The 15647-nt window shown below is 69.4% G+C and carries 14 protein-coding genes, 1 pseudogene and 1 riboswitch; of the genes and pseudogenes, 5 read left to right on the top strand and 10 right to left on the bottom strand.

Translation table 11 applies throughout. The annotated features are described in order from the left end of the window. On the top strand, positions 1-1133 hold a 1133-nt coding region (locus ABD907_RS01660), incomplete at its 5' end, for a beta-xylosidase family glycoside hydrolase (protein ID WP_345214753.1). An 11-nt stretch (positions 1134-1144) separates the two neighbouring features. On the opposite strand, the pseudogene ABD907_RS01655 reads toward ABD907_RS01660, so the two are convergent. The 5 genes and pseudogenes from ABD907_RS01655 to ABD907_RS01635 form a co-directional block, all read right to left on the bottom strand. Beyond that, positions 1145-1855, bottom strand: a pseudogene (locus tag ABD907_RS01655) (recombinase family protein). Positions 1856-1991: 136 nt separating this feature from the next. Next, positions 1992-2861 carry an alpha/beta fold hydrolase gene (locus ABD907_RS01650; protein ID WP_345214752.1) on the bottom strand — a complete coding sequence of 290 codons (870 nt, stop codon included), beginning with the start codon at positions 2859-2861 and terminating at the stop codon, positions 1992-1994. 211 nt (positions 2862-3072) lie between these two features. After that, positions 3073-3912: a hypothetical protein gene (locus tag ABD907_RS01645; protein ID WP_345214751.1), complete on the bottom strand. Its 840-nt coding sequence runs from the start codon at positions 3910-3912 to the stop codon at positions 3073-3075. A 347-nt stretch (positions 3913-4259) separates the two neighbouring features. After that, positions 4260-4718: a hypothetical protein gene (locus ABD907_RS01640; RefSeq protein ID WP_345214750.1), complete on the bottom strand. Its 459-nt coding sequence runs from the start codon at positions 4716-4718 to the stop codon at positions 4260-4262. A gap of 142 nt (positions 4719-4860) precedes the next feature. Continuing rightward, positions 4861-5298 carry a helix-turn-helix domain-containing protein gene (locus ABD907_RS01635; protein ID WP_345214749.1) on the bottom strand — a complete coding sequence of 146 codons (438 nt, stop codon included), beginning with the start codon at positions 5296-5298 and terminating at the stop codon, positions 4861-4863. 723 nt (positions 5299-6021) lie between these two features. Between ABD907_RS01635 and ABD907_RS01630 the strand changes: the two genes are divergently transcribed. Together ABD907_RS01630 and ABD907_RS01625 are read left to right on the top strand one after the other, a co-directional pair. Then, positions 6022-6408, top strand: a complete 387-nt coding sequence (locus tag ABD907_RS01630) for a VOC family protein (protein WP_345214748.1) — start codon at positions 6022-6024, stop codon at positions 6406-6408. Positions 6409-6451: 43 nt separating this feature from the next. Next, positions 6452-6583: a hypothetical protein gene (locus ABD907_RS01625; protein ID WP_345214747.1), complete on the top strand. Its 132-nt coding sequence runs from the start codon at positions 6452-6454 to the stop codon at positions 6581-6583. A 144-nt stretch (positions 6584-6727) separates the two neighbouring features. Here the strand turns inward: ABD907_RS01625 and ABD907_RS01620 are convergent, their stop codons facing one another. From ABD907_RS01620 to ABD907_RS01610, 3 genes are all read right to left on the bottom strand, one after another. Further along, positions 6728-7654 carry a universal stress protein gene (locus ABD907_RS01620; protein WP_345214746.1) on the bottom strand — a complete coding sequence of 309 codons (927 nt, stop codon included), beginning with the start codon at positions 7652-7654 and terminating at the stop codon, positions 6728-6730. Between the two features lie 239 nt (positions 7655-7893). Beyond that, entirely contained in the window at positions 7894-8685 is a 792-nt protein-coding gene (locus tag ABD907_RS01615) for a C40 family peptidase (RefSeq protein WP_345214745.1), read from the bottom strand. A gap of 5 nt (positions 8686-8690) precedes the next feature. After that, positions 8691-8883: riboswitch (cyclic di-AMP (ydaO/yuaA leader) on the bottom strand. A 228-nt stretch (positions 8884-9111) separates the two neighbouring features. Then, entirely contained in the window at positions 9112-9864 is a 753-nt protein-coding gene (locus tag ABD907_RS01610; RefSeq protein ID WP_345214744.1) for a metal-dependent transcriptional regulator, read from the bottom strand. 160 nt (positions 9865-10024) lie between these two features. Here ABD907_RS01610 and ABD907_RS01605 point away from each other — a divergent pair, with 160 nt between their 5' ends. Then, positions 10025-11029, top strand: a complete 1005-nt coding sequence (locus ABD907_RS01605; RefSeq protein ID WP_345214743.1) for a citrate/2-methylcitrate synthase — start codon at positions 10025-10027, stop codon at positions 11027-11029. A gap of 166 nt (positions 11030-11195) precedes the next feature. Here ABD907_RS01605 and deoC read toward each other — a convergent pair whose 3' ends face one another. Together deoC and ABD907_RS01595 are read right to left on the bottom strand one after the other, a co-directional pair. Next, entirely contained in the window at positions 11196-11900 is a 705-nt protein-coding gene (deoC, locus tag ABD907_RS01600; RefSeq protein WP_345214742.1) for a deoxyribose-phosphate aldolase, read from the bottom strand. 456 nt (positions 11901-12356) lie between these two features. Then, on the bottom strand, positions 12357-14288 hold the full coding sequence (locus ABD907_RS01595) for an arylsulfotransferase family protein (protein WP_345214741.1): 1932 nt from the start codon (positions 14286-14288) through the stop codon (positions 12357-12359). Positions 14289-14444: 156 nt separating this feature from the next. On the opposite strand from ABD907_RS01595, the gene serC reads away from it, so the two are divergent. Beyond that, positions 14445-15575, top strand: coding sequence for a phosphoserine transaminase (serC, locus tag ABD907_RS01590; protein WP_345214740.1), 1131 nt, complete (start codon positions 14445-14447; stop codon positions 15573-15575). Positions 15576-15647: the final 72 nt, after the last annotated feature.

The raw sequence follows: 15647 nt of genomic DNA, 5'->3' as shown, positions 1-15647 counted from the left end.
AGCAGGAACTGCCGGAGGGCCCGTGGCAGGTCACCACCAAGCTGACGATAGATCCGGAACAGAAGTTCCAGCAGGGCGGCCTGCTCCTGTACAACACGGACACGCACTACGCGAAGTTCAACATCGGACGCGCCACACCGGGTCACCGGATCGAACTCGTCTATCACCGTGACGGCGAGAACCGGCTCGATCAGTATCCGCCTGAGGTTCATCAGGACGAGGCATGGTTGCGCCTGACCAGTGACGGCGAGGACATTCGCGCCAGCGTCTCCTACGACGGCGAGACGTTCGAACGCTACGGCAGGGACATCTCCGTGGCCGAGGCCGGATTCACGCACATCGGCCCGTTCGCCTTCCGCGGCAGCGAGTCGACTCCCGAGATCGAGGCAACCTTCGACTGGTTCCGATTCAGTCCGGACGCGGACACCTACGACGAGTGCCTTGATGAGGGCGCCGAGCCGGACACCACCGCGTTGGCAGCGAAGGTGGATGAGGCGAAGGCCATCGAGCTGGACGCCTACACCGAGCAATCGGTCGCAGCGCTCCGGAATGCTCTCCCGCGGGCCGAGGAAGCCCTCGCCGCCGCCAAGGACCAGGCTCAGGTCGATGACGCCTTGGCGGCGCTCGAGGCTGCGATCAACGGTCTCGAGACGATGCCGGCACCGGAACCCACGCCCGAGCCAACGCCGGACCCGGAGCCGACCGACCCGGAGCCGACCGAGCCGGAGCCGATAGAGCCGCCATCCGAGTCGGACCGTAGCACCGAGATCACCGTCGACGACGCGACCGTGCGGCCGGGTGACCCTGTCGAGGTGAGGGTCACTGATGCGCCCGGAACGCAGGTGAAGATCGGCCTCACCAACGAGAACCGCACGCTCACGACCATGGCGGTCGTCGATGGCACGGCCGAAGCGACCGTGATCATCCCGGAGGATCTCACTGCAGGAACGCACCGACTCCAGGCCCGGGCAGCCGACGGCAGCCTGCTCGCCGAGGTCGCCATCGAAGTGCTCGACGGCGACGGTGAGCTACCGCTGACCGGTGCGCCCGCGATGATCGGTCCGCTCGCAGTGGCGGCGGTACTGTTGTCCCTCGGCGGCGCGGTGATGGCGATCAGGCGTCGGCACACCTGATTCGACGTTCGTCACGGGTAGGAGCGGTCTCTTGGTGCGCTACCAGGAGACCGCTCCTGCACCGCCTCGCCTACCAGAGCAATGCGGAGTTGTCGTGATCGCGGACCCAAGCAGCGTGCAGCCGTCAGGGCAGGTGACGATCCGCCTCCGAACGCCCCTGCCGCCGACGCAGTTGAGGTCATGCTCGACATGATGCGTCTGCTGGCGATCTCGGCGGTGGTGTGGCTACCCGCGCGGTGCGGGTTACCAGGTGCGCCTCCTGTGACTTCGAAAGCTTGGGCTGCTTGCCGCGCAGCCGGCCCTTCGCTTTGGCGACCGCCACGCCCTCGCGGGTACGCATGCGGATGAGGTCGGCCCCGAACTCGGCGACCATGCCGAGGACGTTGAACAGCAGCCGGCCGACCGGGTCGGGTCGGGTCGGGTCGTACAGGCTCCCACCGAGGGTAAGGGATAAGGGTGACGCCCTTGCGGGTGAGCTCGTCCGCGATGTCTCGGGCGTCCGGGAGCGACCGGGCGAGACGATCGAGCTTGGTGACCACGAGCTTTTCCCCGGCCCGGCAGGCGGCCAGTTCTTCACGCAGTCCCGGTCGAGCACGATCCGCGCCGGTCAGCCCGTGGTCGACGTAAAGCACGTCGGCGTCCACGCCGAGAGCGAAGAGCGCTTCGCGCTGGGCGGTCAGGTCCTGCTCGTTCGTCGAGACGCGGGCGTATCCGATCACCATCCGCCGAACTGTAGCGTTTAGGGAGCTCTCATCGCGCATTTTTACGAACGGGTCTTACGCGACTCCGGCGCGTGCGGAATTCCGCGGCGCGGCCTAGCGGCGCGAGGCGTCACGACCTGTCCCGGAGAGGGACCGGCTACTGGGATGCTGTTACGAGGAAGCCGCCGACCTCCCGTGCGAGGGCGTCGGGGGCCTGCTCGGCGACGTGGTGACCGGAGTCGATGCCGTGCCCAGTGACGTTGTCTGCCCAGTCCTGCCAGATCGCCAGGGGGTCACCGTAGAGCTCTTCCAGGTCGTCTTGGAGGGACCACAGGACGAGCAGCGGCTGTCGAACCCGTCGCCCGGCTGCGCGGTCGGCTCTCTCGTGGTCGGCGTCGACAGTCAATCCGGCCCGGTAGTCCTCCAACATGCCGCGCACTACTTCGGGATCGTTGATCGCGGCGCGCCATTCATCGTAGTTCTCCACACCCATCGAGTCGGGATCGCCGCGGTACCAGGCACCTGGGTCGGCGGTGATGACCCGCTCCGGCAAGTGGGGCTGGGCAAAAAAGAACCAGTGCCACCACGCCGTGGCGAACCGCGCGTCGGCACGGTCCAGATGCTCGCTGATCGGCAGACAGTCCAACAACGCCACGCGAGTGACGCAGTCGAGGTGGTCCAATGCCATTCGCAGGGCGTAGTAGCTGCCCCGGTCGTGGCCCACGACGGCGAACCGGTCGTGACCAAGTTCGTGCATGGCGGTCACCAAGCGCCTGGCGCCGGCCGTCTTGGAGTGAGCCCAGTGGTCGGGCGTCGGCGTGGGCTTGCCGGACCGGCCGTACCCGGGAAGGTCGGCGCACACCACCGTGAGCCCCTGCTCGACCAGCTGAGGAGCGACCCGATGCCACGTGGACGAGGTGCGAGGATGCCCGTGTAGCAACAGGACGGCTGGGCCAGCTCCGCCGTGGCGGACGAACAACTCCAACCCACCGGCATCGACCATTTCAGCACTGAAGTTCTCGAACACCCCATCACCCTGCCCGGTAGCCAACCCATTGCACCAACACCATGAGACCGCGCGCCCCAGTAGGGACCGGCTTACGGGCGTCTCCTGATGGGTCTAGCGCCGGTTCGAATGGGTTCACTCGCGCGGCGAGTATCGCCCGCATCTCCTCGACGCTAAGGGCGAACTGGTCCGGAGTCACTGGCGTGTGGCGTCGATTCTCGTTGCGGCTTAGTCACTCGTCGGTGAGCGATATTCGAGCCCTGTCGATGGGCCACTCGACCACCAAATGCCAACCCATCCAGATCACCTGACGCCGTTCACCTGTCTGGCGGTGCGTGGCCTGGCAAAGAGTGACCGCCGGCTTATCGAGCCGTGGCTCTTCGTACCGCACCTGTATACGATTGAAGTGAGCTGCGAGGGTCAGGTGTTCATCGCTGTCGCGCCAGTTCAGTAGTTGTTGCCGTAGGGAGTCAGCGACCGGCCACTGGCCAGGTTTCAGCACCACGTCCGGTGCAAGCGCACAGGCGGCGAGGTAGGCGTTCTTTAGCGCTGCCGCGTATGCCCAGCAGGCACAAGGCTGCTCCAGCCGGTACTCGTACCCGGTGTCTGTGAAGACGGGCGTGAACCAGTCTGGCCAGAACCCGTTCCAGGTCGTCAGCATCTCGCGGCCAGCGTCGTCACGCCGCACGATCACATCGCTGATTCGCCGCTCGTTGCTAATGCCGGGGCCTCGCACCGCCATGGTGTAACGCTGCTCCGACCGCTTGAGGAGGGTGTCCTCATAACTGCCGAAGGCATTGTTGCAGGCGGCACAGGTACGGGTAAGCACGGCGCCTCCCAGTCGCGCAGGCGGCACGTGCTCGTCCGTCAGATCGCCTTCCCACCGGCAAATCGGACAGATCGGGAAGTCGGACCGTGTCACCTGAACAAGCGGCTTGTAGTCCCAAGCGTCTGGGGTGGCGGGCTCGGCGAGTCGCCATCTCACGCGGCCTAGACCGTCGGAATCGGTGGCTAGCACGCTGGCCATCGGTGGCCCATTCTTGCGGCGATGACGCCCAACCGCCTCGATCACGCGACCTTGTCCCGGGCTACCCACCGTGAGCGCGCGCCAACCTGAGATAGCTATGGAGTGAGACATCACCCTTCCAATCAACGCTCACCGGGCTCTGCCGGGCCCGGCTGAGCAATCCCCGCCGGCGGATGCATGGGATCAACAAAAGCACCCCCGCGGCCCGCACGACGAAGAAGTCGCCGAAGAAGACCTAGTAGATGACGGCGCCCGGCGGCTGAACCGGGCCTGACGACGTGCACGGACAGATGCCCTGAGTGCCCGGGACTCGCTGCGAAACCGCGCGGGGCACTGAGACATCGACGCCTGTCGACCGATCTTGGCGCCCTTAGCGCATCTGGGCAATGTGGTCACGAACCCGCTGCGCGACGCTGGGCATCCACACTGTTCGAGTCTTGCCGGCACGTCCGAGCTTGGGTCTTTTCGCCGCCAGTACTCCCAGGTCTGCTTCGCGACGGCGCGAACGAGCTCAGGCTTCCGGTCATCAACCAGGAGGAAGACTTCATCTGGCGTGCAGATTCGTAGGCCAACTTGTCGGTCGTAGCAGTGGGAAGCTTGAGGAAGCCATTGTCTTGCGTCATCACGATGTGTACCTGACCCGCAAGGGCCGCAGCATGCACGTGTCGGTCGAAGACGTCGGCGATGGGATCGTCGGTCGTCGGGGTGTAGTCGTCGATCCGCTCGGTCATCGACCCGACGATTCGGTCGTGGAGTACCGTCACCGCACCGCCGGACAGGTGGGGGTCGTCTTTGCGAATACTCGCGATGGTTTCGGCCAGGATGTCGACGGTCCAACAGCTTGTGAACATCCCGCCCTCGTCTCCGACCTGCAGCTGCAGCTGCAGCTGCAGCAGCCAGTCACGCAGCGTTCGTGAGAACAGGACGTTCGCGTCGACGAGAATTCGGGAGACTACGTTAGAAGGCTAGTGTCCGCCCGAGGTTGCGACCCCGTCACCGGATGTCGAGCTCGTCCTCCATCGCGAGGAGCGCGTCGAGAGAAGCCCGCTGGGCCTGGATTAGTTCGCGGCGGAAATCAAGCACATCCTTCGTCCAAAGCCGCGTGTGGGTACCGACCTCATGAGAGGCGAGCCGCCCGGACCGGATGTGCTTCATCAGGGTCGTGCGAGAGATGCCCAGTTGCTCTGCGGCCACGGTGGTCGTCAGTTCCTGAGGTAGCGAACCGACCGTGACCGTACGGCCCTCCGCAATCTTCGTCAGAACAGTCGCCAGGAGCCGGGCGAACCCCTTGGACAGGTGGAGGCTGGACGGCAGCGTGACGTCCGCCTGCTGAGGCTGCATCGAGTCCTCAAGCCGAGCAACCAGCGCGCTGGCCTCAGCACGCTGCTCGTCGTCGGCGAAGACGTTCTCGCGTAGAGGGGCGGCAGCCATCGGAGTGCCTCGCATCCGCGTACCGAGTAGGAAGTAGTAACACCAGACGTGCGGTGCCACTTGCAACTGTGGCACGTTGCAGTGATAGGCGCCACCTCTTGACTGGCTCCTGTACTCCACTGGCTCCTCAGCCGATCAGCAACCCTCGCGACGTGAGACTCTGTCACGCGGCAGCCAACACCGACCTCACCGGAACTGATGCAGCCTACGTTTCAAGCTGGCTGGGAGTCGCTGCGGCCTACATCCCCATCAAGCCTGCGCATGCTCCTCACATGTCTTTCTCCTTGTGAGACCAGCCCCACCATGACGCTATGACACCTACCAACGAAATGATAACCAAAAGAACACCCAACACCCGAGAAGTGGTGCTGTCAGCGGCGAGAACCATGCCAATACCAGTCAATACAAGAAGACCAAAAATGCCGGCCCTCACCTCGGAATGCGTCCTGGCATGAACCAGAACCCCCTGCAACCAAGCTTTCGTGACGGCCGACGATCAACGCCACGACGGCCTTGGGTTTACCTTGTCGGCTTCGTGATTGCGATCGCTGCGGCTATCGCAATCGTGTTGTTCGCTCTCTAGGTGTTTGAGGGGCAGGGTGTATGAGGGCCGGACGGAACCACTTCGCGCCAACAATCCGCCGCGGTAGCAGGCCCCGCGCCCTTTGCAGATGCACTGAGGTATCTTGATGTCGACATAGTCGTCGAACCGTCGGAGAAGTGATGCGACTCCACCACGTCCAGGTCTCGATGCCGGCCGGTGGCGAAGAACAGGCGCGGCGCTTCTACGAGGATGGTCTGGGACTCACGGAGGTGGACAAACCAGCGCCCCTCGCCGGGCGGGGCGGATGTTGGTTCCGCGCCCACGATGGTGTGTCGGTCGTCGCCGAGCTACACCTTGGTGTGGACGAGCCATTCGTGCCGGCGAAGAAGGCGCATCCTGGACTCGCGCTCGACAGCATCACTGAACTGGAGGCGACAGCCGAGCGCATCGCTGCTCTCGGCTTCGAGATCGACTGGAGAGAGCGTCACACCTTCGAGGGCTACCAGCGCTTCCACTGCCGCGACGCATTCGGCAATCGGACCGAGGTGCTCGCGCCGGAGGGCTGAGCGCTATCCAAACCCGGTCGCCGCGCTGCTCGCGGCGGAGGGGGTGCTCGCCAAGGACGCCCACGGGGCGACCAACCGGCTCGCGCCGCCCCTGACGATCGAACGCGCGGAGCTGGACCTGGCCCTCGACACGCTCGCGGCCGTGCTCCGCCGTCGCCGCGCCGAGGTGTCCTGAAGGTCGCCGGCGGCCCCGTCCTCAGCGAGGGCTACTCGAAACCACCGCGGGCCACAGCTGCACCAGTAGCCCTCGGCGCCACGAGTGGCCTCGCAGCCCGCAGCCGTCACCGCGGCCCCGGACCCGCCACGGGCGAACAGGGTGTCAGCGGTTCCAGGGCACGTCGGTCGGGCTGAGCCCTTCGTCGACCGACCGGGCCGGCACCACCATCACCGGCGACGCCGCGTGCTGCAGCACCGCCTGGCTGGTCGAGCCGAGCAGCAGGCCGGCGAAGCCGCCGCGGCCGCGCGAACCGACCACCACGAGCTCGACCGCCGTGGAGAACTCCGCCATGAGCGCCGCCGCGTTGCCGTCCAGGGCGTGCTGGCGGACTGCGAGCTCGCGGTCCCCGACGGCGGACTCGACGGCCACCCGCAGACCCTCACGGACGTCGGCGAGCACGTCCTCACGGTCGACGGCGGCCGGGAGCCAGGCCATCGCTCCGGCGCCGGTCGCGATGGGCACCGCCGCCACGGCGCTCAGCTCGGCGTCCCACATGATCGCCTCGTCCACCGCGCGGCGCAGGGCCACCCGGGCCGACTCGGAGCCGTCGACACCGACGACGATGCGGCGCACGGGGGTGTAGTCCCGAGAGGTCGACCGGAGTGGCACCACGACCGTGGGGCAGTGCGCGTGCGCGGGCAGCGCCGAGGACACCGTGCCGAGCAGACGGTCGGTGAATCCTCCTCCCCCGCGTGTGCCGACGACCACCATGCTGGCCTCTCGGGAGAGGTCGACCAGCACGCCGGCCGGGTCGCCGGTCTCCAGCGCCGAGGTCACCGCGAGGCCGGACTGGTCCGCACGTGCCACGGCCTCGTCGACCACGGTCTGCGCGCCGGCGTGGATGGCGGTGTCGTCCATCGCCGCATAGCCGCCGTCGAGCGATGCGGCGGTGAAGGAGGGCAACGCATAGGCGCAGACGATGTGCAGGCGCCAGTCCGCGCGCCGGGCTTCGGCAACTGCCCAGTCGACCGCGCCGAGGCTGGCCTCGGAACCGTCGACACCGACTACGACAACCTTCTCGCGGGTCATGGTGCCGCCTCCTTCGTTGACCGGCCGACGGCCGTGGCCTGCCATCCCCCGAACCATAACTGGGCGGAGGGACCTGTGAAGCAGAACCATCTACGCGTCTCACGGCAGAGCCGCACGGCACGGCACCGTCCCACGTCATGGGCGCCGCACAGATACGCCACAGGCCCACCCCGCGCGGGGTGGGCCTGTGGTGCGATCTCGTGCTCCGCGTCGCGGAGCGGACGTCCTCGGGTCCGGCGTCAGCCGACGCGGATGAAGACCGGGTTGGACATGTAGATCGGGGACTCGTACAGCCCCGTGCCCGGGCTGCGGGCGGCGATGTGCTGGCCGTTGCCGGTGTAGATCCCGATGTGGCCGGGGGACCAGATCAGGTCGCCCGGCTGCGCCTCGGAGGCCGAGACGACAGTCCCGGCGTAGCGCTGCGCGCTGGAGGAGCGCGGCAGCGAGATGCCGGCCTGGGCGTACACGTACTGGGTGAAGCCGGAGCAGTCGAAGCCGGCCGGGGTGGCGCCGCCGTAGACGTACGGGACGCCGACGTACTGGCGGGCGATGCTGACGATCGAGGAGCCCGCGCCGGACGGCGGGGCCGTCTGGGTCTGGGGCTCGGGTGCCTCGGCGGCGGTCTGCGCCGTCGCCTCGCTCGAGACGTCTTCGCGGTAGGTGTCGCGCGAGACCTCGGTGGTGCGCTCGACGACCGGCTCGGGCTCCGGCTCGGGCGGGGGCGGGGGCGGCGTGGCCTCCGCATCGGCGGCGTCGACGGACCAGCTGACGTCGGCCGGGGTCTGGACGGCCGGCGTGGTGACCAGCGCGGCGCGGGCCTGCTCGGTCACCGCGGCGACGTCAGCCTTGGGCTGCGCCTTCGTGGTGCCGGACTCCGGCGCGGCGGCCGCGGAGGAGGCCGCCATGGTCAGTGCCAGCCCGGAGGAGGCGACGGTGAGCATCCCGCGACGCGGGGAGAAGGACAGGCGGGCAAGGGGGGTCACCGGGCGCACGGATGCGCGGTGCCTGCCCTTGAGCGAGACGTCGGACAAAAAGGAACCTCTCCTGACCGCCTACGAGGTGAGCTGTCGGGTTCGGGCCGGAGCGGCCCGGCACGACCATGACGGCTCGTGCTTCACCCCAGGTGTCTGTCCCGCGCGGACGCGTTGCCAGACACCGAACAAACTGGTTCCCCCGGCCCTGCCGACCGATCTATCGCACCGACTCCGAGGCGGCAGCAGGGTTCGGCGACCCGCTCCGGAGGCTCCACGAGGAGGGTCCGTGGAACGGTCGCACAGTACCCACACGTTCACCCTGTTGTCACATTTCGATCACGGACCGTGTCGAACGTCATCATCAGCGCCCCACGCGGCGTCGCTCAGGCGCGGCCCAGAGCGGCCCGGAGGCGATTCAGGACCGACTCGCGCGCGGCCCGAACACTGCTCACAAGCCGCTCGAGCGTCTTCGGATGACCGTCTTCAGGTGGTGACGAAAAGGTGTCTGGCGATCTCGTCGGGGACCTCGAGCTCGACCTCGGCACCCGGTGCGTGCAGGGCGACCACGTCACCCGCCGGCAGCACCCGCAGCTCGAGGCGCACACCCGGGTGCAGCCCGGCGTCCGCCATCCGGGCGAGCAGCTCGACGTCGACCTGCAGCGGCTCGCCGATCCGCTCCAGGACGACCTCCCTGGCTGCGGCGCGACCATCGGTAGCGCCGGCGGCAGGCGGCCGGCCCGGTAGGCCGTCGGGCGAGCTCGCGGCGACGACGTCCGTGAGTGCGAGTCCGGGGCGGTCCGGCGCGCTGGTGTGCCCCTCCCCCAGCTCCTCGAGACCGGGGATCGGGTTGCCGTAGGGGTCGATGTGCGGGTGGTCGAGGAGATCGACCAGGCGGCGCTCGACCTGCTCGCTCATCACGTGCTCCCACCGGCACGCCTCCTCGTGGACGTGCGGCCAGTCCAGGCCGATGACGTCGATGAGCAGCCGCTCCGCCAGCCGGTGCTTGCGCATCACGTGGATCGCCTTCTGCCGGCCCTCGTCGGTCAGCTGCAACCGACGGTTGTCCGTGAGCAGCAGCAGACCGTCCCGCTCCATGCGGGCGACGGTCTGGGAGACGGTCGGTCCGGAGTGGCCGAGGCGTTCGGCGATCCGCGCGCGCAGCGCGACGATTCCCTCCTCCTCCAGCTCGTACACCGTCTTGAGATACATCTCGGTGGTATCGATGAGGTCGCTCAACGCCCGCTCCTTACGTGCCTCGGCCCGGCGCCGACCGGCGGGACCTGCTGCCCCCAGGATAGGGACGACGGCGACTCCTGCGTCCCACCGAGGGCGGCGCCCGCCGCGCCGGTCGAGCGGATTTCGTCGCAGCGAGCGCGCCCGCCTATTGTGCGCCGTGATGGCCGCCACACCACCGGAACGGGTTAGGCCCGAGTCCGACGCCCCGATCTTCTCCGTCGACGGCGACGGCGAGCCCCGCTATCGCGGAATGCCTCTCGGCCGGGTCGTCGGGATGCCCTTCGACCAGCTGTGGGGGCACCTCGTCGGTTCCGCCCGCGGTCTGCCGCCCGCGGAGCCGTACAACCTGCCGGTCCGCACGGGTGACACACGTGTCGACGTGATCTCCGCGCTGGCCCAGCTCGCGCCGGCGTGGTCCTATCGGCCGCTCAGCGAGATCTCTCCCTCGCTCGCCCGCGACAACCTCGCCCGAGCCTCGGCGATGACGCTGAGCTTCGTGGCGCAGTCCGGCCGCGGCGAGCATGTACCAGCGGTGCCGCAGCGCGAGGTCGACCTCGCGAGCACGGTGACCGAGCGGTTCCTGGTGCGCTGGCGGGGCAGTGCCGACCCGGCCGCGGTCCGCGCCCTGGACGCCTTCTGGCTGGCGGTGGCGGAGAACGGGCACTCGCCGTCGACCCGGACGGCGAGGCTGGCCGCGGAGGTAGGCTCCGACGTCGCCTCGTGCCTGGCGGCCGCCGTGGCCGTGGCGGGCAGCCCGTTCCTTGGCGGTGCGGTGGCGCGCGGGCTCGCCGTCGTCGAGGAGGCCGAGCGCACCGGTCGGGCGCGGGCCGTCGTCGAGGCGTACGTGGACCGCTACGGCGCCCTGCCCGGATTCGGTGAGGGCCTGCCGGCCGACCTGCGGGCGCGGGTGCTGCGCGAGGCGTGCGTCTCGGCCGGCGCGAGGCATCTCGAGGCGGCGGACGCCGTCGTGGCGGCGGCGGACGAGCTGCTCGCGGAGCGTGGCGTGAGCCGGGACGAGCGGGCGCCGAACACGATGTTCTGGGGCGCCGTCCTGCTCGACCAGCTCGGGGTGGCGCCGCAGCTGATGTGCGCGCTCTATGTCTGCGGGCGCACCGCCGGGTGGTCCGCGCACGTGCTCGAGGTGCAGGCGACGCTGCGCGGCTGACGCGAGGCGCCGGCGCGGGTCACGGCGCGAGGCGCCGGCGCGGCTGACGCGGCGAGGGCTACTCGAGACACCCGAGGGCGACAGTTGCAGCTGTAGCCCTCGGTGTTTCGAGTGGCCCTCGCTGCCGGTCACCGGCGGTCGCGCCTCGCGCCACGTGCGTGGAGCCTCAGGTGGGCAGGTCCTCCACCACCGCGCGCGTGCCGGACAGACCCAGGCGGGTGGCGCCCGCGGCGATCATCTCCAGCGCGGTCCCGGTGGTGCGGATGCCGCCGGAGGCCTTGACGCCGAGCCGGCGGCCGACGGTCTCGGCCATGAGCTCGACGGCGTGGATGCTGGCACCGCCGGCGGGATGGAATCCGGTGGAGGTCTTGACGAAGTCGGCACCCGCGGCCTCGGCGGCCCGGCACACCCCGACGATCTGCTCGTCGGTCAGCGCCGCCGACTCGATGATCACCTTGAGGACCACGGGGGTGGTGGCGGCCTCTCGCACCGCAGCGATCTCGGCCTCCACCGCGCGGTACCGACCGGTGGTCGCGAGCGCGAGGTTGACGACCATGTCGATCTCGTCCACGCCGTCCCCGACGCAGCCCGCCGCCTCGGCGGCCTTGACCTCGGCGTGATGGGCCCCGGACGGGAACCCGCAGACGGCGGCGACCTTGATGCCGTTGGCGTTCCGCAGCGGAAGCATCGACGGTGAGATGCAGACCGAGTAGGCGCCGAGCTCGCGGGCGTCCGCCACGAGCGCGTCGACCTGCTCGGCCGTGGCCTCGGGCTTGAGGAGGGTGTGGTCCACGATACCCGCCACCGCAGCGGCGGTCACCGGCGTTCCGAGGGCACGGCCTGCGGCCTCCATGAGGTCCTGGGAGGTCATGGGTCCTGCCTTTCGGGAGTTCTCGACAGCGGCGCGCGACGGCGGCAACGGTCGACAGACCGGTCCGTCACGCCGTCGGACATGCTACGGATCGTCAGGGCCCACGGTGCAACAGGGAGGCCAAGGCCACGAGAAGGAATAACGTCGAGAACGAGATGACGTCGGGACCCCGGTGGCGACCGAGGACGAGCCGGACGCTCGACGGGGACGATACCGATCCGGCCGGACCGGGGAGACACGGCCGGATCGGTACGTCCCTGGTACCGGGCTGGTGCGGATCAACCCGGTCGTCGAGATGCGCCGTCGTCGACGACGTCGTCGCGCGGAACCGGGGCCAAGGGACCCCGACCCCGGTACCGCCGACGTCTTATCAACGTAGAACGACCGGACCCCCACCGAAACCTGAACCGGGTGGCACATCCCTGCCATGGCCTGAAGCTGCCACGTCGCGGGTCGTCAGCCGGTCACGTCTGCCGAACCCAGCACCGCGCCGTCGGCGTCGAGCGCCTCGACGACCAGATCGTTCGCGCGGACGCCGTCGGGCACGGCGACGGAGGTCTCGAAGCCGGCACGATCCGCCGTCGTCAGTTCCTCCCCGTCGGCACTGACCCGCCACGAGGCCACCTCGGTGGCACCGTTCCAGCTCACGTGCACGGCGCCGTCGGCGAGCACAGCGGCCGGATCGGTCGTGGGCGTGGCCGTCCACTCCACGCGCTGGGCGCGGTACGAGCTCAGCCTCAGGTCGTCGGGGAGGCTCGCGTCGATCATCACCTCGCCGTCCTCGTCCATCAGGCTCCAGCGCGGCTGGTTGCCCCAGCCGAGCTGAGCCCCCACCCCGGGCAGCTCGCGGTAGTTGGCCTGGCTCTGCGCGAACAGCTCGTCCGGGTGATACACCTCGCGGACCAGCTCGGCCGTCATGGCCTCCTCGTCCACATCCAGGGCGATGCCGCGGCTGACCTCCCGGGTCTGCTCCCCGCACGTCCCCCCGTTGTCGAAGAGGGTGATCGCACCGTCGGCGACGCGGCGGACGTCGTGCTGCTTGAGGAAGGTCGCATCCTCCCCCATCGCGAAGTCCGAGTCGGTACCGCCGAGGCGCCACTCGAGAATGCCCGTCTCGCGGTCGACGCTGTACGCCGCGCACGTGTGCCGGGCGGAGATGAGGAGATCGCCGTCGTCGTCGACCTCCACGGAGTTGGCGTGGAAGTAGTCGTACGGGCTGTCGTCCATCTCAAGGTAGGACTCGTTCAGACCGACCTGGCCGATGCTGTGCCACTCGAAGAGCAACGCGCCGGTCTCGATGTCGATCTCCTGGATCACGTTGTCGACGGCCTGCCCGCGCGTGCTTCCGCCGACGTGCGCGGTGTCCATCCGCACCGGCTCGTACGCGATCATCAGGGCCGTGCCGCGATCCGTGAGCCGGGTCTCGTGGGAGTCGGCGTCGTAGCCGCTCGCCATGTCGAAGCGCGCCACCTCGCGGTAGCTCTGGTCGACGACGACGGACTCGCCGTACCCGTATCCGATGGGCTGGAGGCCCTCCCACCAGGTCAGGACGGGCTCGCCGTGGAGTGTCTGGACCTGGACGTCGCGGGCGTCGACGCCGTCGAGCGGGTGGAACCAGACGGGCTGGCCGGCGTCGTCGACGAGCATCGGTCCCTTCTGGGTGTACCCGTTCTTCACGCCGATCGCGGTCATGCCGGGCGAGGCGTCCTCGCCGGAGGGCGGCGGCGTCGTCGTCCCGGCCTCGGGGCCGCTCACCTCGACCAGCGGCGGCTCGAGGCCCGGCTCGGAGACGAACTGGTGGACCAGCTCGGCGGGGACCTCGCCCTCGTCGGTGTCGGCGTTCACCCGGGCCTGGGACACCGGCGGTTCTTCGAGCTCGGGCCGGTCGCCGAGCTCGGCCACGGTGAGCGTGTAGCTGCCGCCGTCCGAGCCACGGATGGCCAGGTCCGTGGAAACGGTGATCTGCTCCCCTTGGGTGAAGGACTCATCCGGGACCCAGCTGGCGCCGTCACCGTCGCCGTGCTCGACCACGGACCCGGTGTGCTCGCCGGAGACCTTGCCGACGACGCTGAGGCCGGAGAGGTCGGTGGTGCCGCGGAAACTCAGCTCGACGGCGGGCATGACGGTGGCGGTGCCCGGGACGGGGAAGGCGGTCACCTCCCCGGACGACGCGTCGATCGGCGCGACCGTCGGCTCGGGTGGGGAGGCAAGGGCCCCCGCGACGACGGAGTCGTAGAGGAGAAGGGCCGCCGACAGGATGGTCCCGAGCACGACGGCGACCAGGCCTTGGCGGCGCCGGTTCCGGCGGGCTGCGCGCCCGGTAGGCGTGGCCGGGGTGTCGGCGGGCACGGCGGAGCCGGTGCCGGGCTCGTCGCGGTCTGCATTCATGCCTGCCGGGCCCTTTCCGTCGCGAGCGTCAGGGCGAAGGTTGCCACGGGATGCGTGCGAGCCGCACCTTTCGCGAGCGCCGGTGGCACTGGGCGGGTCGCACGACCGGCGAGACGACGGCGGATCGCGCGTGCCGAGGTGGCAGGATCGGGCGCCATGGAAACCGTTCCGATCGCCCCCGACCTGCTGCCCGCCGACGGCCGCTTCGGGTCCGGCCCGTCGAAGGTCCGCCCCGCCCAGGCCGACATGGTCTCCGCGCTCGGACGCACGGTGCTGGGGACCTCGCACCGGCAGGCGCCGGTGCGCAGTCTCGTGGGTCGGGTGCGTGAGGGCATCGCGGCGCTCCTCGAGGTGCCCGACGGGTACGAGGTCATCCTCGGCAACGGTGGCGCGGTGGCGTTCTGGGACGCCGCGGCCTTCTGCCTGGTCCGCGAGCGCGCGCAGCACGCCGCGTTCGGTGAGTTCGGCCAGAAGTTCGCGGCCTCGACCGACGGCGCTCCGTTCCTGGCGCCGTCCGACATCCGCGCCGCGCCGCCGGGGGAGCTGGCGCGGTGCGCGCCGGCCGAGGGTGTCGACGTCTACGCGTACCCGCACAACGAGACCTCGACGGGTGTGGTGTCTCCGGTGTCGAGGGTCGATGGCGATGGCGATGGCGATGGCGATGGCGCGCTGACGGTGGTCGACGCGACGTCGATCGCCGGCGCGCAGCGCGTCGACCTGACCCAGACCGACGTCTACTACTTCGCGCCGCAGAAGGTGCTCGCCTCCGACGGCGGCCTCTGGCTCGCCGTCGTCTCCCCCGCCGCGCTGGAGCGGATCGCGGAGGTGACGGCGAGCCGATGGGTGCCGGAATTCCTCAACCTCGCACCGGCCGTGGAGAACTCCCGGAAGAACCAGACCCTCAACACGCCGGCGGTGGCCACGCTGGTGATGCTCGCGGAGCAGCTGGACTGGCTGAACGAGCGCGGCGGCCTGGCCTGGGCCTCCGATCGGTCCGCCTCGTCCGCGGACATTCTCTACGGCTGGGCTCAGCGGCGCGAGTGGGCAAAACCGTTCGTCGCCGACCCGGCGCACCGCTCCCCGGTGGTCGGCACGGTCGACCTGGCCGAGTCCGTCGATGCCGCCGCGGTGTCGGCACAGCTGCGCCAGAACGGGATCGTCGACACCGAGCCGTACCGCAAGCTCGGCCGGAACCAGCTGCGCGTCGGCATGTACCCCGCCGTCGATCCGGAGGACGTCCGCGCGCTCACGGAGTGCGTGGACTACCTGGTCGAGCGCCTCGCCTGACGGCCCGAGCGCCTGACCGCCCGAGCGCCCGTCTCAGACCACTTCCCGCGCTCCGGCTGAAGCGTGCTCACC

It is taken from the genome of Georgenia halophila, from assembly GCF_039541595.1.
This window is presented reverse-complemented; position numbering and strand designations above follow the sequence as displayed.

Bases quoted from the DNA above. Each gene is read 5' to 3' on its own strand.
- ABD907_RS01640 (WP_345214750.1), bottom strand. From the start codon at position 4,718: ATGTTCACAAGCTGTTGGACCGTCGACATCCTGGCCGAAACCATCGCG.
- ABD907_RS01630 (WP_345214748.1), top strand. From the start codon at position 6,022: ATGCGACTCCACCACGTCCAGGTCTCGATGCCGGCCGGTGGCGAAGAA.
- ABD907_RS01595 (WP_345214741.1), bottom strand. From the start codon at position 14,288: ATGAATGCAGACCGCGACGAGCCCGGCACCGGCTCCGCCGTGCCCGCC.
- deoC (WP_345214742.1), bottom strand. From the start codon at position 11,900: ATGACCTCCCAGGACCTCATGGAGGCCGCAGGCCGTGCCCTCGGAACG.
- serC (WP_345214740.1), top strand. From the start codon at position 14,445: ATGGAAACCGTTCCGATCGCCCCCGACCTGCTGCCCGCCGACGGCCGC.
- ABD907_RS01635 (WP_345214749.1), bottom strand. From the start codon at position 5,298: ATGGCTGCCGCCCCTCTACGCGAGAACGTCTTCGCCGACGACGAGCAG.
- ABD907_RS01620 (WP_345214746.1), bottom strand. From the start codon at position 7,654: ATGACCCGCGAGAAGGTTGTCGTAGTCGGTGTCGACGGTTCCGAGGCC.
- ABD907_RS01605 (WP_345214743.1), top strand. From the start codon at position 10,025: ATGGCCGCCACACCACCGGAACGGGTTAGGCCCGAGTCCGACGCCCCG.